The 17,459-nt window shown below is 47.4% G+C and carries 16 protein-coding genes; 5 read left to right on the top strand and 11 right to left on the bottom strand.

Features of this window, described 5'->3' with window-relative positions; genetic code table 11:
* Positions 1–84: 84 nt before the first annotated feature.
* The gene (gene mobA, locus HGT70_RS13630) at positions 85–645 is read right to left on the bottom strand and encodes a molybdenum cofactor guanylyltransferase MobA (protein WP_214196202.1); all 561 of its coding nucleotides are present in this window, start codon (positions 643–645) and stop codon (positions 85–87) included.
* Between the two features lie 92 nt (positions 646–737).
* Here mobA and HGT70_RS13625 point away from each other — a divergent pair, with 92 nt between their 5' ends.
* The 4 genes from HGT70_RS13625 to HGT70_RS13610 all read left to right on the top strand — a co-directional run bounded on the left by HGT70_RS13625 (position 738) and on the right by HGT70_RS13610 (position 6,473).
* A complete protein-coding gene (locus HGT70_RS13625; protein WP_071435170.1) occupies positions 738–1,724 on the top strand; it encodes a serine/threonine protein kinase in 987 nt (328 codons plus the stop codon).
* 25 nt (positions 1,725–1,749) lie between these two features.
* Positions 1,750–2,376 (top strand): thiol:disulfide interchange protein DsbA, encoded by a 627-nt coding sequence (gene dsbA / locus HGT70_RS13620; protein ID WP_214196201.1) that lies wholly within the window; start codon positions 1,750–1,752, stop codon positions 2,374–2,376.
* A 329-nt stretch (positions 2,377–2,705) separates the two neighbouring features.
* A complete protein-coding gene (gene polA / locus HGT70_RS13615) occupies positions 2,706–5,486 on the top strand; it encodes a DNA polymerase I (RefSeq protein ID WP_214196200.1) in 2,781 nt (926 codons plus the stop codon).
* Between the two features lie 18 nt (positions 5,487–5,504).
* The gene (locus HGT70_RS13610; protein WP_214196199.1) at positions 5,505–6,473 is read left to right on the top strand and encodes a D-cysteine desulfhydrase; all 969 of its coding nucleotides are present in this window, start codon (positions 5,505–5,507) and stop codon (positions 6,471–6,473) included.
* On the opposite strand, the gene HGT70_RS13605 is transcribed toward HGT70_RS13610, so the two are convergent.
* The 6 genes from HGT70_RS13605 to HGT70_RS13580 all read right to left on the bottom strand — a co-directional run bounded on the left by HGT70_RS13605 (position 6,464) and on the right by HGT70_RS13580 (position 12,515).
* Positions 6,464–6,997: a lipocalin family protein gene (locus tag HGT70_RS13605; RefSeq protein WP_214196198.1), complete on the bottom strand. Its 534-nt coding sequence runs from the start codon at positions 6,995–6,997 to the stop codon at positions 6,464–6,466. The genes HGT70_RS13610 and HGT70_RS13605 overlap by 10 nt on opposite strands.
* Before the next feature lie 28 nt (positions 6,998–7,025).
* On the bottom strand, positions 7,026–7,679 hold the full coding sequence (locus HGT70_RS13600) for a DUF421 domain-containing protein (protein ID WP_241570089.1): 654 nt from the start codon (positions 7,677–7,679) through the stop codon (positions 7,026–7,028).
* A 119-nt stretch (positions 7,680–7,798) separates the two neighbouring features.
* A complete protein-coding gene (locus HGT70_RS13595) occupies positions 7,799–8,383 on the bottom strand; it encodes a YceI family protein (RefSeq protein ID WP_214196197.1) in 585 nt (194 codons plus the stop codon).
* Between the two features lie 134 nt (positions 8,384–8,517).
* Positions 8,518–9,792: a TonB-dependent receptor gene (locus HGT70_RS13590; protein WP_214196196.1), complete on the bottom strand. Its 1,275-nt coding sequence runs from the start codon at positions 9,790–9,792 to the stop codon at positions 8,518–8,520.
* A 31-nt stretch (positions 9,793–9,823) separates the two neighbouring features.
* Complete coding sequence (locus HGT70_RS13585) at positions 9,824–11,179, bottom strand: 8-oxoguanine deaminase (protein WP_214196195.1); 1,356 nt, start codon at positions 11,177–11,179, stop codon at positions 9,824–9,826.
* The gene (locus tag HGT70_RS13580) at positions 11,169–12,515 is read right to left on the bottom strand and encodes a nucleobase:cation symporter-2 family protein (RefSeq protein WP_214196194.1); all 1,347 of its coding nucleotides are present in this window, start codon (positions 12,513–12,515) and stop codon (positions 11,169–11,171) included. Before HGT70_RS13580 ends, HGT70_RS13585 begins: the two co-directional genes overlap by 11 nt.
* A gap of 293 nt (positions 12,516–12,808) precedes the next feature.
* On the opposite strand from HGT70_RS13580, the gene HGT70_RS13575 reads away from it, so the two are divergent.
* Positions 12,809–13,948, top strand: a complete 1,140-nt coding sequence (locus HGT70_RS13575; protein ID WP_071433051.1) for a porin — start codon at positions 12,809–12,811, stop codon at positions 13,946–13,948.
* Between the two features lie 42 nt (positions 13,949–13,990).
* On the opposite strand, the gene tauD is transcribed toward HGT70_RS13575, so the two are convergent.
* The 4 genes from tauD to tauA are packed head-to-tail and all read right to left on the bottom strand — an operon-like array spanning position 13,991 to position 17,373.
* Positions 13,991–14,827: a taurine dioxygenase gene (gene tauD, locus HGT70_RS13570; protein ID WP_071433053.1), complete on the bottom strand. Its 837-nt coding sequence runs from the start codon at positions 14,825–14,827 to the stop codon at positions 13,991–13,993.
* The gene (locus tag HGT70_RS13565) at positions 14,817–15,623 is read right to left on the bottom strand and encodes an ABC transporter permease subunit (protein WP_214196193.1); all 807 of its coding nucleotides are present in this window, start codon (positions 15,621–15,623) and stop codon (positions 14,817–14,819) included. Before HGT70_RS13565 ends, tauD begins: the two co-directional genes overlap by 11 nt.
* The gene (locus HGT70_RS13560) at positions 15,620–16,393 is read right to left on the bottom strand and encodes a taurine ABC transporter ATP-binding protein (RefSeq protein WP_071433057.1); all 774 of its coding nucleotides are present in this window, start codon (positions 16,391–16,393) and stop codon (positions 15,620–15,622) included. The genes HGT70_RS13565 and HGT70_RS13560 overlap by 4 nt, the downstream gene beginning before the upstream one ends.
* Positions 16,390–17,373 carry a taurine ABC transporter substrate-binding protein gene (gene tauA, locus HGT70_RS13555; protein WP_071433059.1) on the bottom strand — a complete coding sequence of 328 codons (984 nt, stop codon included), beginning with the start codon at positions 17,371–17,373 and terminating at the stop codon, positions 16,390–16,392. Before tauA ends, HGT70_RS13560 begins: the two co-directional genes overlap by 4 nt.
* Positions 17,374–17,459: the final 86 nt, after the last annotated feature.

The raw sequence follows: 17,459 nt of genomic DNA, 5'->3' as shown, positions 1-17,459 counted from the left end.
CCCATGCGAGAGTAGGGAACTGCCAGGCATCCAAATAGACAAAAAGGCCATCCGTAAGGATGGCCTTTTTGCATTGGAACTTTTTTATTTTAACGACGCACTATCGTTAAAATTTGCAAAATGGGGAAGTTCCTCGCTAAATGGTAATGCCATGCCGTGAGCATTAAAAAAGTCTAGCACCTTACGCCGTCCTTGAAGATAAAGAAAATCTTGTAATGGGGCCTGTAGCGCTCGATTAATAAGACAAAACAGCGGATGATCGCGATCCTTTTGACGGACCCACGCTACGGGCAATTGTTTTTCTTGGACGAATTGATAGAGCCGTTTTACCAAGTCATTAGGAAATAAGGGACTATCACAAGGGGTAACCGCTAACCAAGGCGATAGCGTGGCTTGCAAACCTGCTTCGATTCCTGCTAAAGGGCCCAGTCGTTCTGTGAGCTTATCTTGAACCACAGAAAAACCGCGCTGCTGATAGCGGGAGTGATTGCGATTTGCATTGATAACTAACTCACTGACCTGTGGAGCAAACTGCTCGATGGTGTGATCAATCAGAGCCTTTCCTCGCCAGAGGAGTAACCCCTTATCCTTACCCGCCATGCGGCGACCGGCACCGCCGGCTAAAATAACACCACTAATCACCATAAGACCTTCTCAATAAATAGCGCAAATAATCAGGTCGCTAGGATACGATAATGATATCCTGCCATTCAGTTTCTTATATTATTGCAGAGATTATGAGTCAACCGAGCTTCAATTTCCAAACTCTCGATCCAGAGACCGTGCTCGACGCGTTATGGAACACGGGTATTCGTGTTGAATCGGGATTAACCCCACTTAATAGCTACGAAAATCGTGTCTGGCAATTTAGCGATGAAGATCGCGTGCGCTATGTCGCTAAGTTCTATCGTCCACAGCGCTGGTCGGTGGACCAACTCCTGGAAGAACATCAGTTTACGCAAGAACTTGCCGATGCGAATATCTCAGTGGCTGCCCCACTCACTTACCATGGGACAACCCTTCAACAGGTAGAAGGAATAGGGTTTGCGCTCTTTCCCAGCCTAGGTGGGCGGCAATATGAAATTGATAATTACGAGCATCTGGAACAAGCAGCACAAACCTTGGCGCGTATCCATCAAGTAGGTCGACAATACTGTTTCCAACATCGGCCCACTCTTGGCTTCGATGAATACTTTCAGCAACCTTCTGCGCTATTACATGAAAGCTCGCTCATCCCTGCTGTATTGAAAACGGACTTCCTCGATACGCTGACTGAACTCGGCAAGCAGCTTGCGAAAGTATGGCATACAGATTGGGAACCTTTACGATTACACGGTGACTGTCACCCGGGTAATATACTGTGGCGTGATCAACCATTGTTCGTTGATTTAGATGACGCGCGTAATGGTCCAGCCGTACAAGATCTATGGATGCTGGTCAGCGGTGATTTGAATGAGCAGCGAGTCCAATGGGATATTCTGCTAGAATGTTACACAGAGCTGACCGAATTCAACATTAATGAATTGTCACTGATTGAACCTTTACGTGCGATGCGCATGGTTTATTATCTTGCATGGGTAGTCAGACGCTGGCATGACCCTGCTTTCCCTAGAGCTTTCCCTTGGTTTAATGAGGTGGACTTTTGGCGTCGGCAGATTGCTCAAATGAAAACGCAAATTGCGTTACTGCAATCTCCACCCTCGCTGGTGATGCCTCAATTTTGATTATTAATTTGGAGATAAGTAAAAAATGAAAAAAGTATTATTTGCTCTATTTGGGGCAATGCTGGCCTTCGGTGCCTCTGCGGCGACCTTTACCGAAGGTAAGCAATATCAGGCTGTTGAGAAGCCGGTCAATGGCGCACCAAAAGTGGTCGAATTTTTCTCGTTTTTCTGTCCGCATTGTTACGATTTTGAGCGGACTTATAAAATTAACCAAGCCGTCGAACAAGGCTTACCGGCAAACGTAAAATTGACGCGTTACCATGTTGATTTCCTAGGTGGCGATTACGGCCCAATCCTTACCCATGCCTGGGCAGTCGCGATGGCGCTAGGTGTCGAGGATAAAGTGATGGATCCTATTTTTGATGACTTACAGAAGTCTCAAACGATCAAGGACCAACAAACCCTAAAAGCCGTTTTCATCAAAGCGGCTGGTATTACTTCTGAAGCCTATGACTCAGCATGGAATAGCTTCGCGGTCAAAGCGTTGGTCAGCCAGCAAGAAAAAGCCGCGGCCGATTTTAATATCAATGGCGTACCAGCTCTATTTATTAACGGCAAATACCAAATCAACAACGCAGGTCTTGATACCAGCTCGTTGGCTAACTTCTCAGCAGACTATGTCAATGTTACTAAGTTCCTGTTGAACAAGTAAGCGTAATTAAGGCCTCTGAGCGCTGTATGCGTCAGAGGTCCCTTCCTTCTAGATGAAGAGATGATGTATTTATTCACATAACCTTGATATGCCGAAATGTAAATGAAGCACTAGGTATTAATCATAACTTGTTGTTTAAAATGATTTATATATCTTTATATTGTCTAGTTAAGTCAAGATGTAATTAGTGTAATAAATAGATCCACAGAGTTATCCACAGGATCTTAAGTATTATTTTATGTGATCGAACTGCCCAACTTCGATCAACATTCATTCTATTCTGTGGCATGCTAACGCTTATCCACGGTCCAACGCAGAAATTAATACCTATGGCTCAAATCGCACAAAACCCACTGATCCTTGTAGATGGTTCTTCTTATCTCTATCGAGCATTCCATGCTTTTCCGCCACTAACCAATAGTGTAGGAGAACCGACAGGAGCAATGTATGGTGTATTGAATATGTTGCGTAGCTTGTTGCTGCAATATCAACCTAGTCATGTTGCGGTGGTATTTGATGCTAAGGGAAAAACGTTCCGTGACGAGCTTTTTGCGGAATATAAGTCGCACCGACCTCCGATGCCGGACGATTTACGATCGCAGATAGAGCCGTTACATCAGATGGTCAAGGCGATGGGCTTACCGCTGCTCGCAATTTCTGGTGTCGAAGCGGACGATGTGATCGGGACACTTGCTCGTGAGGCCGAGCGTGAAGGACGAGACGTGCTGATCAGCACAGGAGATAAGGATATGGCGCAACTCGTCAGTCCTCATATTACACTGATCAACACTATGAATAATACGGTACTCGGCCCTGCAGAGGTCAATGAAAAATACGGTATTCCTCCAGAACTGATTATCGACTATCTCGCACTGATGGGTGACTCCTCGGATAACATACCTGGCGTCGCAGGCGTTGGCGAAAAAACCGCACAGGCACTGTTACAGGGGCTGGGTAGTCTACAGACCATCTATAATGATCTCGATAAGGTGGCAACCTTAAGCTTTCGCGGCGCCAAAACAATGGGTAAGAAGTTGGCTGAAAACCAAGAGATGGCTATGCTCTCTTATCAACTTGCCACCATCAAAACCGATGTAGAGCTTGAGCTGAACTGTGAACAATTGCAGGTGAGCCCATTGGACCAAGCACAGCTTCTCGAACTCTTTGCTCGCTTCGAATTTAAGCGTTGGGTGAGCGATGTTGAGAACAACAGCTGGTTAGCCGGTAAATCATCGTCCCCCAACACCAAAAATAGTACGCCTGAGCAAACGCCAGCTGTCGCGGAAGTCACGTTATCTGCAGATAATTACCACACTATTTTTGAGCAATCTCAATTGACTGAGTGGTTAGAAAAATTACGCGCTAGCGAGCTGTTCTCGTTCGACCTTGAAACCACGTCGCTTGACTCTTACTCTGCAGAAATCGTCGGACTCTCATTCGCGACAACCGCAGGTGAAGCCGCTTACCTGCCTGTTGCCCACGATTATCTTGATGCTCCTGAGCAACTTAATCGTGACGATGTTCTTGCCCAATTTAAACCCCTACTGGAAGACGAAAATCTGGCAAAGGTTGGTCAGAACCTAAAATATGACCGAGGGGTATTACTTAATTATGGTATTGAGTTAAAAGGTATTCGTTTTGATACGATGCTCGAATCCTATCTTTACAACAGTGTGGCCGGTAAACACGATATGGATAGCCTATCTCAACGCTGGCTAGGACATAAGACGATTACTTTCGAAGAGATTGCCGGTAAAGGGAAAAAACAGCTAACCTTTAACCAAATATCCCTCGATCAAGCCGCGCGGTATGCCGCGGAAGATGCTGACGTCACATTACAACTGCATCATAAAATCTGGCCATTATTAGAAAAAGAGCCTGGTCCAAAGAAAGTATTTGATGAAATCGAGATGCCACTCGTTCCTGTTATCTCGAAAATCGAACGTAATGGCGTATTAATCGAGCCACTGATTCTCTCTGCCCATTCTCAAGAGCTAGCTCTACGTTTAGACGAGATAGAAAAGAAAGCGCACGAGCTGGCTGGGGAAAGTTTTAACCTTTCTTCCCCTAAGCAACTACAGACCATCTTGTTTGAAAAACAAGGAATTAAGCCGACGAAGAAAACGCCGGGTGGCGCGCCCTCTACCAGTGAAGAGGTACTTGCGGAGTTAGCACTCGACTATCCCTTACCGAAAGTGATTTTAGAACATCGCGGGCTTTCGAAGCTAAAATCTACCTATACGGACAAATTGCCACTGATGATAAGCCCTGTTACGGGACGACTACATACGTCTTATCATCAAGCGATTACGGCGACGGGAAGGCTTTCTTCTACCGATCCTAACTTACAAAATATCCCAGTACGTAATGATGAAGGACGGCGTATTCGTCAGGCGTTTATTGCGAGTCCCGATCATAAAATTTTAGCCGCGGACTACTCGCAAATCGAGCTACGTATCATGGCACATCTCTCTCAAGATAAAGGTCTGTTGGACGCTTTCGCTAAAGGCGAAGATATCCACAGGGCAACAGCTTCCGAAGTCTTCGGCGTCCCTGTAGAGAAAGTCTCTGGTGAGCAACGTCGTAGCGCAAAAGCGATTAATTTTGGTCTGATTTATGGCATGAGCTCATTCGGTTTATCGCGGCAATTAGGCATTTCCCCTGGCGAAGCTAAGAAATACATGGATCTTTATTTCGAACGCTACCCGGGCGTATTGACCTATATGGAGACCACGCGGCGGAGTGCTGCAGAGAAGGGCTATGTTGAAACGATTGAAGGCCGTCGCCTCTATCTACCCGATATTAAATCCAGTAATGCTATCCGTCGCAAAGCCGCTGAGCGTGCCGCCATCAATGCGCCGATGCAGGGCACGGCTGCCGATATTATTAAACGGGCGATGATCGGCGTGGATCAGTGGTTGGCAAGTCAAGATCCGAACCGTATTAAAATGATCATGCAGGTCCACGATGAATTGGTCTTTGAAGTTCATCAAGATCTTGTAGAGACTGCAACTCACACCGTCCGTGAGATCATGGAAAACTGCGTGACGTTAGCGGTTCCCTTACAGGTCGATACAGGTCTTGGCGATAACTGGGACGAGGCGCACTAAGCGAATAGGTGGATAATAATGTTAATAGATAATTACCCAAAGATAGAATTAGTGGGTGCACCAACCCCTATTGAATATTTACCGCGACTTTCTGATTACGCTGAACGCGATATCTATATCAAGCGTGATGATTTAACGCCGCTGGGCCTTGGCGGCAACAAGTTACGTAAATTGGAATTTTTAGCGGCAGAGGCGCTCCAAGAGGGCGCTGACGTACTTGTTACTGCGGGGGCTGTCCAGTCTAATCATGTGCGACAAACCGCGGCGGTTGCAGCAAAGCTTGGCCTGAAATGTATGGCTATTTTAGAAAACCCCTTGCAAGAGGCCAGTGATAACTACCTAAAGAACGGCAATCGCTTACTCCTCGATCTGCTGGGTGTTAATGTACAAGCGGCTCAGATTGGGCAGTCTCTGACCGAGCAGCTCGCTGCACAGGCTGAGTTACTTCAAGCGCAGGGCTTTCGCCCTTATATCATTCCTGTCGGTGGTTCTAATTTATTGGGAAGCCTAGGCTATATTGGTTGCGCGCAAGAGATCGCGCATCAGGTGGAAGATATCCCAGACCTTGCTGCGGTGGTCGTGGCATCGGGGAGCGGTGGAACGCATGCAGGCTTGTCGGTAGGCTTAGAACATTACTTACCGCAGGTTCCCTTGGTGGGTGTCACGGTTTCACGCGATGTCGCCCAACAACTTTCCGTAGTCGACACGCTGCGCCAATCGGTCGCTCAGGCACTCGGTGTGACGCTTAAGCAACCGCTTGAGTTATGGGATGACTTCTATGCTCCCGGTTACGGTTATACTAATGATAGCGGTAATGATGCGTTAAACTTATTAGCGCAACTTGAGGGGATCTTCCTTGACCCGGTTTATACCGCCAAAGCGATGGCTGGCTTACTAACGGGTATCTCTACCCAACGCTTCGCGCAAGACGGTCCATTGCTGTTCATCCACACCGGTGGCTCGCCCGCTCTATTCGCTTACTCTTGATCCGTCCAGATTAACTGCTCGGTCGCAAATCCGGCCTGCTTTGCTTTAGCCAACATGGTTTGACGCAAAGCAGGCGTTAAGTGGCGTTGTCGGGAGAGCAGCCAGAGGTAGCTTCTGTCCGGCCCACAGACTAAAGCTGTCTGGTAGTTATCATCTAGGGCAATAACATTGTAGCTTGCGTAGAAAGGTCCGAAGAAAGAGACTTTTAACGCAGCGCGATCAGCACTCCCTGTAAAGCGGGCCTTTCCGATACTCTCTGACCATTGGCCTTTTTTTGGATTAAATCCGCGGTTAATGACCGCTACTGTACCATCGTCTTGTAGGCGATAAGTTGCTGTAACATGAGTCAGACCTTTCTCGAATCGATTTTCGAGCCTAGCGACTTCAAACCACCTGCCTTGATATTTCTGAATATCAAAGGGTGAGATAGGCTTAATACCCCGAGGTGGTGTTAGGGTTTGACAAGCCGAGAGTAAAGCGAGAGAACCTAAGCCGATAAGCGGGAGTAACAGTTTATTTTTCATTTCTATTACCTTTATTTAAATGCGGTCACTAAATAGTCTCTTTCTTTCCATTATAGAGATGTAGGACTAGCTCACTCTTCCAAAACTCGCCTAAAAAGACGTCTTCCACGGTTAGGTTTTTTTCCTCAAGCTTAGCCTTCAACCAGTCCTCATCCTTCTCAATAATCTCTAGACCATGCTGACGCATTTCACCGGTTTTTATCACCAAAACTGAAAACATCGTGGCTTCTTTGGTGATCACACTGAGTTGCCCACCGGGTTCGACTTGCGCATAGCGCACCTCTTCAAACGAGTTGATACCCAAAGAATGTAGTTGAGAGGTTAAGCTGACAATATCGAGTTTATTACGGCTTTTTAGGACGTTCTCAAGAATAAAGTTACCATTCTTCATAATGGGAATCGGATCACCGATGGTGATCGTACGTATTGACGAGATATGCTTACTGGCAAAATTTAATGCGCTAATCAGTAACACTCCCAGTAATAGTAAGATCACATACTGTTTCAGAGGAATGGTGTCACTGTAGATGACGCCGCCGATAATCCCACCTAGGACGAAGTTGCCAATAAAATCGATAGGCGTCATCTGTGAAAGCTGGGTCTTACCGGTAAGATTGAGGTGGGCAATAAGAACGCAGAAGCCGATCAGTAATTTGAGGAAAGTGAATTCGTAATATCCCACAAATTATCCTTACTTATTTGAAAAATGAATGATACTAAGGATAATACAAATTCTTGCTCAGAGAAGGGAGAGAGCGAAAAATTGTTCCCAATAAGAGGATTACTGGGAACGATGTAATACTACTTGGCGTAGGCCTCAGTAGAGATCGATAACGCAATTGTGTCACCGACCGCAGGGACATACTTGTCGATACCGAAATCAGAGCGTTTTAGCGTACCGGTAGCATCAAAGCCTACCGCTTGCTTCTTCACCATGGCGTGCTCACCGATCTTATTCAGAGTGGCATGAAGGGTGACCGGTTTGGTAATACCTTTCAGCGTTAAATTTCCTTGAACTTCATACTTATGCTCACCACGTGGGATCACTTTAGTACTGGTGAAGGTCGCTGTAGAATATTTGGTAGTATCGAAGTATTCACTGCCTTGGAACTCTTTGGTTAAGGCCGGGACATGGGTGTCGATATTACTCACCGGAATAGAAACGTTTACCGATGAGGTAGCCGGATGTTGCGGGTCAAAATTAATCTTCCCTGTTGCCCCTGGAATATCAGCGGTCGGGTGGGAAAAACCAAAGTGATCCCAACTCACGACGATCGAGGTATGGGCAGCATCGAGTTGATAGTCAAGAGCCGCAGCGTGTGACGCCGTGCTATACAGTGCGCTTGCGGTAATAATAGGGAGTAGGAGAGGGATGATCTTCTTCATTATTTTGTATCCTGCGTAGGGTGAGTATATTAAGCATGGCTTATTTACCGAACGACGGATAGTTAATAGTTTTGCTCCCTTTGTTCAAATATATTGTTCGATATTGCGGGTGCCCGGTGGGCACCCGCCTCATATTAGAAATCGTATTGTAGCGCTACACGGTTTTGCCAAAAATTTTTCTTATAGAGCGGCGATGTTTGCACTCCTGCAAAATCAGTCAGGCTTAAGCCCTTCAATGCACCGCCAAAACTGTAAATACCATAAATCAGATATTCGGATTGACGTAAGCTACCACTGCTGTTTGCAGGCTTGAGGTCCATCCATGAATAGCGGGTTCCTACGGTCACTTGTTCTGTCGCGCTATAATTCAAGCTAGTGGCCCAAGCGTTACCATTGCCTAGGTCTTGAGTACTGGTAAAGAAGGGTTGTGCGAAATAAGGGCCTGAGGAGGCATTATGCGAGTAAGGTGTGACCAATGGGTATTGATGACCACTGGCATTATTCGCTAAGTAATCATAGCCGAGTTTCCAGTTTAGATTACTCAGTAAATTTAATGAGAGCTGCCAGCCGACACTTTGGCTATTTACCGGTCCTGCAACATCTTTACCATTACCCGTACCACGCAGATATTGAATACCGATATCGGGCTGCATTGGTGCTTGATTCCATTGGGCATGGCCTTCGGTATAGAAAATATCGCTATAATCGTTGTAATTTTCATACCAGGCGACCCCATTTAGGTGGACATCGTTAATGTCCCAATGATGCCCCGCTCCCAACGACCACATTCCATTGGTCTTTTCGTCCGAGTTATACGCAGTGTAACGCTGCTGGCGATCACTCCCCCAAGATTTGTAGCGGAAAACCTTGGTCGCACGGATAAAATCCTCGCCATGTCCGTATTCGGCATCCACTGCTTGATAAATCATTGGGGTGATACGCCAATCGTAATTACCTAAGAAGGGGATATCGAGCTGTTGATTCCCGGCGGTAATACGGAAATCATCGTTTTGCCATTGTAACCACGCCTCACCAATATTTGTTTGGTTATCGCCCAGTTCGCCCACAGTTTGACTGGCTGCACCATGGTTAATACCGCGTACAAAAATTCCGCTTACCCCTAAGTTAAATCCATCAAGAGGAGCCGTTTCATATTTCAAAAAGCCACCGTAGCTGATGGTGTCCTGATTCAACCCTTGTACGAAATAGGCGTTATGTGTTGAATAATACATGGAGCGAAGGCTTCCACTCACCTTACCTTGAGTGATGGCCTCTTCGAGCGTTGAAGCTGGGGTCATCTCGCTGGAGGCGGCGAAACTACAAAATGGCAGTAGTGTACTCAGTACCAGATAACCGGCCAGGCGATGACCAGAATATCTTGTTTGAGATAATAGCGGTGATGTATGCATGTTATTCCCTACCTAAATATAAAAAATGTTGTTATAAATTGATCAAATTTTTTGCGGCTGCGCGATGATGATTAAGGAGCGCAGGGAGATCTATATTCACTATTTCGCCCTCTATCACCCGCCATTTTCCTGCCACCATGACTCTATCGGCACGGTCGGCACCGCAGAGTAGTAAAGCGGCTAAAGGATCATGGCTTCCGCTAAAACGTATATCTTCTAATGTGAATAATGCGAAATCGGCCTGTTTACCGACTTTTATTTCCCCGATATCTGTCCTACCTAGTGTTTTTGCCCCTCCTCGTGTCGCCCACCCTAAAACAAGCTCCGGCGTAATCGTTTGCGTACCGTAGCGCAATCGCTGTAGATAAAGCGCTTGCCGTGCTTCGTACATCATATTGGACGCATCGTTCGAAGCAGACCCATCTACACCTAAACTGATGGTGGCTCCGGCGTCGAGTAGGTCCAGTGTCCTACATATGCCGGAAGCAAGCCGCATATTAGAAACTGGACAATGGCTAATGGCAACGCCTTCTTTCCCCAAACGGCTAATTTCTTCATCATTGAAATGGATCCCGTGTGCCAGCCAAGTTCTCTGACTCAACCAACCGACTGACTCCAAGTAATCGACGGTGCGTAAACCAAAGCGTTGAAGGCAGAAGGCCTCTTCGTCGAGTGTTTCCGCCAAATGGGTATGCAGTCGTACGCCCTTCTCTTTCGCCAACATGGCACTTTCCCGCATGATTTCGGGGGTGACGGAGAAGGGGGAACATGGAGCGAGAGCGATATTGATCATCGCGCCCTCTCGACTATCGTGGTAACGATCAATCAAGCGCTGGCTATCGTGTAAAATGGTCTCAGCGGCTTGCACGGTCTCTTCCGGGGGTAATCCCCCCGACTTTTCTCCTAAACTCATCGACCCTCGACTTAAGGTGGCTCGCATTCCCAGATGATTCACGGCGGCAACTTGTATATCGATCGCCTCCTCCATGCCAACAGGGAACAGGTAGTGATGATCGCTGGTGGTCGTGCAGCCAGAAAGTAGTAGCTCTGCCAGGGCAACTTCGCTCGCGACGCGGAGTGCTTGCGGAGTCAGTTTTGCCCACACGGGATAGAGGGTCTGTAGCCACGGAAAAAGAGGTTGATTGATAACCGGCCCCCAAGCCCGGGTTAAGGTTTGATAGAAATGATGATGAGTATTGATGAGCCCCGGTAGCACCACGTGTTGGCGAGCATCGAAAACCTTCTCACATGGGCGAGAAGGGAGCTGTTGGGCGGCGAGGACTTCAACGATCGTATTCCCTTCGATTACGATACCGTTGCTCTCTATGTGCTGAGTCCCATCAAAACAAGCTAACGGTTGTTTAATCCATAGGCGTTTAGCCATCATTATTTTCCTTTGTCTTGGGTAACAGCAAATTAAGTAACAGGGCGAGGGTTCCACCACTGGTCACAGCATTCTGAAAAAGTGTTTGAAAGAATTGGGGCATGGCACTCAGAAAATTTGGCTGTGATTCAATACCGATGCCGACACTGAAAGAGAGAGCGATGATGAGCATACCTCGACTATCTAAAGTCTCTCGCGTCATGATACGTATGCCAGCAGCTACCACGCTGCCAAACATCACCAAGGTTGCACCCCCCAATACAGGTTTGGGGAGCTGTTCGAGTAATTGGCTAACGGGCGGAAATAGACCCAATAGGATAAATAGCCCTCCAATCCATATGCCGGCATAGCGGCTGGCAACCTGAGTCATTTGGATGACGCCATTATTTTGGGCGAAAGTAGTATTGGGAAATGAGGAGAACACTGCCGCCACTAAACAACTGACACCGTCCCCCAGGATGCCCGCGCGGATCCTTTTCTGAAACTCTGCGCCCACCACCGGTTGCTGGGACAGCATGCAATTCGCGGTTAAATCACCGACGGTTTCAATAATCGAAATTAAAGAGACCAAGGCGATAGGGATAAATACCGTCCACGAGAAACTGATACCAAACCGAAATGGGCTAGGTAATATCGGTAATAGATCGGGACTAAAGTGTGGATGAAATTTTCCTAGAAGCGAGGCGAGAAGAGTCCCAGCAACGATTCCCACCACGATACTAGAAAGCTTGCACCACGGGCGGCGACTACAGTTCATCAGTACGATAATAAACAGTGTAAACAACCCCAGTCCAAGATTATGCGGGGATGCAAAATCGGCGGCACCGAACCCGCCGCCCCAGTCGGTAATACTGACTCGAATTAGACTGATGCCGATCAGCACAATTACAATACCGGTGACTAGCGGCGTTAACAAACGCGAGAAGGAATGGATAAATTGACTGACGATTAGCGGAATAATAGCGGCAACTACCGTGCAGCCGAAAATCATCGCCAGTATTTGCTCCGCAGAGTCACCCTCCCGCTTAAGCAGTAAGCCGCCTGCGATAATAACGCCCAAAAATGCGAAGCTTGTCCCTTGTAGACAAATCATCCCCGCGCCGATGTTCCGAAATCGCACCGCCTGAATAACGGTACCCACTCCCGATGCGAACAACGACATGCTTATTAGGTAGGGTAACCACTGAGTCAGCCCTAAGGCCTGACCAATAATCAGGGGGGGTGTCACAATACCAACAATACTTGCCAACATATGCTGGACGGCAGTAAAGACAGCGGGTATGACAGGTATGCGGTCATTCAATCCATACAGGAGTGATTCATTATTTAATTTTGACATCGTCTTGCTCCACAATTTTTTATAGGCTGAGCAAGAACCGTTCCATTCTTAGGAATTATGTGGATAACGATGCAAAAATTGACAAAACTAGACGAATGAACGGCACAAAAACACTATTCGGTAAGCAATTATCGATTCAATTTATTAATTTCTGAGTCTTATTAGCTCATTAGGCACCAGTTTGGTGCGGTAGTGTTAAGAATTTTCTAATTAAGTAATATTTTTGTCATAAAGCGTAAGGATAATCACCTTGCTCGACTATTTCAGTTTTTTCTTACAGGATAATTAAATTAATGAAAACGCGTCTTTTCTCGCCATCCGTCTTGGCGTTATGTTTACTGGGATTACCCGCGGTCAGCCAAGCAGAAATCACGTTACTTAAGCAAGATCCTCAAGCAAGTGATCCGCTTAGCCGTCTGAATGTCAAAGTCGGTGGCAGTATTCGTCCTCAGTTCAACCACCAAACCGGCGGTAAGGATACCTCTTATAAGCGTAACGGTTTCGATGGCGGGACGCGTTTTCGTTTTAGCGTCGACTATGCGCTGACGCAAGATATAAATTGGACCAACTATTACGAATTAGGGGTGAATATCCCGAAAGTCTTTAATTGGGATAATCACTACGCCTCGGGCGCAACGAATACCACGCGCCGCCAGTGGTTTACCGGTTTGAAGAGCCAGCAATATGGGCAGTTAACCTTCGGTCAGCAAAACAGTGTCTATTACGATGCGGTGGGAGCGAAAACCGATATTTGGGATGACGATATGTTAGCGCAGGCGCCGGGTAACGGTGTTAACGGCGACTATGATGGTTCCTATCGCTCTCGTAAAATGCTGAAGTACAAAGGTCGAGTTGGTGATGTCGATGTCTATGCCTCTTATCTGTTTGGTGATGATCCGCTACTGACAAGCGACAAAATGCGCTATAAGCGTAAAGGTGGCGGCTCTGTAGGTGTCGATTACCACATTACCAAAGATTTATCTTGGGGAACCGCTTGGAACTATACCAAGGCGACGGTTTACGATCATGCTCATGGGCAAAGCAAAGACTACAACCAGAATATCGTAGGCACATCCTTAGGGTGGACGCCGGGTAATTGGACGATTTCAGCAGGTGGCGGATACTACCAAAACTTCCTGAAAACTAAGCTTAAAAATGCGAATAACTATTTTGCGGGCGATGCGTGGGGCGTGGAATATTTTGCCGGGTATAAATTCCCTGTCCAGCAGATGGGCGTCAAAGCAGTCATGCCTTATGTGATGGGTGACCGTCTTGAGTATGTGAATGGCCGCAACTACAAGCGTATCGATAATGGTGTCGGGGTGGCGTTATTTGCTAACTACGGCTTCCGTGTCGATTACGAACATGTCTTCGCATCAACGACTGACAAAGAAGGCGATATGAACCTGGTTCGTTTACGCTACGACTTCTAATCTATGCCTCCTCAATATTAGGTTATTGAGGGGGTTTCTATATTAAGGCCCTACAGGGCGGTCCCCCAATATTGTCGCACGATGCATAATTCGTCGTTGCGGACGATAGTCATCGCAGGCGTAATGCTGAGTTATTCTATTATCCCAAAATACGATGTCATTGGCCTGCCACTGCCAGCGTACGCAGAACTCTGGACGTGTACTGTGCGCGAAAAGCAGGTCCAGCAAAGCACGACTTTCTGATGCGTTAACACCTAATATACGGCGGGTAAAACCGGGAGTCACGAATAGGCCTTTTTTACCGGTATCAGGGTGTACACGTACAACAGGGTGGATAACCGGTGGATGCTCTTGACGAGCGTTAATCAGCTTTTGTTGATCCTCAGCGGTGGAGCTAAAGCGCTCATCGGGGAAGGATAATTGGATATCGTGTTCCGCGTAGAGTCCATCGATCAGCTGTTGTAGAGGTGGCGATAACGCATCGTAAGCCGCACTACTGCTGGCCCACAACGTATCTCCACCATACTCAGGAACCTGAATGGCATTGAGGATGGATCCCAGCGGTGGCTGTTCAATAAAGGTGACATCAGTATGCCATAACGCATTATCTCTCAAATCATTAAGGGCGGTATCAAGGATCAATATTTCGGGCTGCGTCTCGACCTTCGGATAGATCGGATGAATATGTAAGTCACCAAATTGCGCGGCGAGAGCCGCATGAGTAGCAGGGGATAGCTTCTGGCCACGAAAGAATAGGACTTGGTACTGAAGCAGTAGATCATAAACCTGCTGCACCGTGTCGGGAGTGAATAGCGTGAGATCAAGCCCTTGAACTTTGGCGCCTAGAGAGCGGGTCAAGGGGGTTACATTAATAGTCATAGAGGCTCCAGCGTGCGAATCTTTTTTGTAACTGTCTCAGTAGTAGCTCAATTAAGAGAGCGACTATCGCAATCATAATGATTCCTGCAACCACGACATCGGTTGAGAGAAATTGTGCCGCAGATTGCACCATGAAACCTAGCCCACGATTTGCGGCAATGAGTTCTGCTGCAACTAACGTCGACCAGCCAACCCCCAACGAAATTCTAATACCAGTGAGTAGCTCAGGAATAATACTGGGTAAGATTACCAAGCGGATAACTTGCAGGGACGATGCTCCCAAGCAGCGAACGGCTTGTATACGATGAGGTTCAACACGACGGACAGCCTCTGCGGTACTGATGGTCAGTGGGGCGAAAATCGCTAAATAAATTAATAATATTTTCGATACCTCGCCGATACCTAACCAAATCACTATAAGGGGCAGATAGGCTAGAGGCGGGATAGGTCGGTAGAAATCGAGGATCGGGGTAAAAATCGCCCGAATGATCGGGGTAAGCCCCATCACTATTCCGAGAGGGATAGCGGTGACTAGGGCGATGCCTAAGGCGGTTAATACCCGTAGTAAACTTGCATTGATATGCTGGGCTAAGGTGATATCGAGATAGCCTTGCTGCCAGAGCTGTTTAAAGGCAAGAAAGAGTTCGGCGGGAGAGGGAAAGAACAGCGTGTTTATCCATCCTAGATAAGACGCGGTGAACCATGCACCGATGATGGCGACTACAGTAAGCGTGGAAACACTCCATAGGTGATTATTCAGACGCCAAGACGCCGAGGTATGGCGGAGTAGACTCATATCACCTCCAATAATTGATCGAGTAATTGTTGCCTCGCGACTGAAAACTCAGGATCAGCTTTGATATTCCTCACCGTTTCACCCTTTAAAAAGCGTCGTGCAAAGGATGGCTGAGCACGATCGATGATAGTCGTTGGCGGGCCGTGTAAAACGCATAAATCAGTCGCGAGCAGTAGTGCCTCATCCACACTATGAGTAATGAGTAAAACACCCACTCCTGTCTCTTTCCAAATGGTAAGCAGGAGGGCTTGCATCTTCTCGCGCGTCAGCGCATCAAGTGCACCAAAGGGCTCATCAAGGAGTAGGAAATCAGGTTTAACGGCAAGGGCGCGTGCTAGGCCTAAACGTTGGCGCTGCCCACCAGAAAGCTTTTGTATCGGTTGTTGAGCATGGGCTTCCAGTCCGACGAGTTCAAGATAGTCATAGGCTAACTGTTGACGTTGTGCTTTAGCGAACCCTTGAATTTTTAGACCTATCTCAACGTTGTGTAGAGTATTCAGCCAAGGTAATAGCGCATCGTCCTGAAACACAACGGCTCTTTGACCGGAAGGAGAGGTGACGGGCTGATGGTCAAGAATAACCTGGCCCTTATCCAAAGCTTGGAAGCCTGCGAAGACATTCAATAGTGTCGACTTACCACAACCAGAAGCCCCGAGTAGAACGAGGCTCTCCCCCTTGGTAATCGATAAATTTATGTCATCGAACAGTTGACGGGGTTTTCCATCATGGGTGAATGATAAATGTCCCCCCGCAATGTGTAGCTGGCTCATGGCGTTTTACTCAACTCAACATAATGTGGGCTGATAAAAGGCTGGTAATCGTTGAGAACCGCAGGGATACGTTGCTGTTCGACAAGAAACTGAGCCGTGGCCTTAGTCGCGGTAGCCGTTCCGCCGCCAAGAAATGCAGGACTCAGCTGCTGTGTATAGGTGGGATAAACGCTCCCTGCTAATAGCTGCGGGATATCCTGTGCCGAGACGCCCACAAGCTTGGCAATTTTTTTAGCGTTGTCGCTGGTGGCGCTATAGGCTTCGGGATGCTGTGCATAATTGTCGAAGCTATCGAGGACAACATGGGCGTATTTAGCCAATATCTCAGGGTGTTGCTCGGCGAAGTCCTTGCGAGCTACCCAGACTTCGAATGTTGGATTACCCCATTCACCGACCTGTTTCGCATCAGTCAGTACCTTGCCCGTTTTCTCAATCTCACTTAACGCAGGAGACCAAACAAAGGCCCCGTCAATATCGCCTCTCTTCCATGCTGCGGCAATCTCAGGAGGATTGAGGTTCACTATCTTGACGTCTCCCGGTTTGAGTCCCCAGTGTTTTAAGGCCCCGAGCAAGCTGTAATGAGACGTTGATACGAAAGGGGTTGCGAGTGTTTTACCTTTAAGGTCTTGATAGCTCGAGATGTGGCTACCATTCCTCACGACTAAGGCTTCGGCACTGTGAATTTGTGTCGACACTAAAAAGGCAACGATTGGAAGCTTACGCGAGGTGGCCGCAGCAAAAGGGCTAGAACCTAAATTACCGATCTGGATGGAGCCAGAAGCTAATGCTGCCACGACTTCTGGCCCACTATTAAAGCGCCGCCAATCCAAAGGCTGGCCTAGTGTTTTATCGAATACACCATCTGCTTGTGCGACTTTCGAGGGATCAACACCGGTTTGGTATCCGATAACGACAGGCGCTGAGAAAGCGGTGAGCGGGAGACTTGCAGCAACCAATAAACTAGCGAGTAGACGTTTCATAGATATTCCTTATTCGTTTTTTAGAAATCTAATCGAATAAAGGAAAGTGCCAAACTACCAATTAGGCATATAGAAAGTTAAAAAAT

Origin of the sequence: Rosenbergiella collisarenosi, assembly GCF_018494085.1 — a bacterium.
Lineage (GTDB): Bacteria > Pseudomonadota > Gammaproteobacteria > Enterobacterales > Enterobacteriaceae > Rosenbergiella > Rosenbergiella collisarenosi.
This window is presented reverse-complemented; position numbering and strand designations above follow the sequence as displayed.

Bases quoted from the DNA above. Each gene is read 5' to 3' on its own strand.
- mobA (WP_214196202.1), bottom strand. From the start codon at position 645: ATGGTGATTAGTGGTGTTATTTTAGCCGGCGGTGCCGGTCGCCGCATG.
- HGT70_RS13625 (WP_071435170.1), top strand. From the start codon at position 738: ATGAGTCAACCGAGCTTCAATTTCCAAACTCTCGATCCAGAGACCGTG.
- dsbA (WP_214196201.1), top strand. From the start codon at position 1,750: ATGAAAAAAGTATTATTTGCTCTATTTGGGGCAATGCTGGCCTTCGGT.
- polA (WP_214196200.1), top strand. From the start codon at position 2,706: ATGGCTCAAATCGCACAAAACCCACTGATCCTTGTAGATGGTTCTTCT.
- HGT70_RS13610 (WP_214196199.1), top strand. From the start codon at position 5,505: ATGTTAATAGATAATTACCCAAAGATAGAATTAGTGGGTGCACCAACC.
- HGT70_RS13605 (WP_214196198.1), bottom strand. From the start codon at position 6,997: ATGAAAAATAAACTGTTACTCCCGCTTATCGGCTTAGGTTCTCTCGCT.
- HGT70_RS13595 (WP_214196197.1), bottom strand. From the start codon at position 8,383: ATGAAGAAGATCATCCCTCTCCTACTCCCTATTATTACCGCAAGCGCA.
- HGT70_RS13590 (WP_214196196.1), bottom strand. From the start codon at position 9,792: ATGCATACATCACCGCTATTATCTCAAACAAGATATTCTGGTCATCGC.
- HGT70_RS13585 (WP_214196195.1), bottom strand. From the start codon at position 11,179: ATGATGGCTAAACGCCTATGGATTAAACAACCGTTAGCTTGTTTTGAT.
- HGT70_RS13580 (WP_214196194.1), bottom strand. From the start codon at position 12,515: ATGTCAAAATTAAATAATGAATCACTCCTGTATGGATTGAATGACCGC.
- HGT70_RS13575 (WP_071433051.1), top strand. From the start codon at position 12,809: ATGAAAACGCGTCTTTTCTCGCCATCCGTCTTGGCGTTATGTTTACTG.
- tauD (WP_071433053.1), bottom strand. From the start codon at position 14,827: ATGACTATTAATGTAACCCCCTTGACCCGCTCTCTAGGCGCCAAAGTT.
- HGT70_RS13565 (WP_214196193.1), bottom strand. From the start codon at position 15,623: ATGAGTCTACTCCGCCATACCTCGGCGTCTTGGCGTCTGAATAATCAC.
- HGT70_RS13560 (WP_071433057.1), bottom strand. From the start codon at position 16,393: ATGAGCCAGCTACACATTGCGGGGGGACATTTATCATTCACCCATGAT.
- tauA (WP_071433059.1), bottom strand. From the start codon at position 17,373: ATGAAACGTCTACTCGCTAGTTTATTGGTTGCTGCAAGTCTCCCGCTC.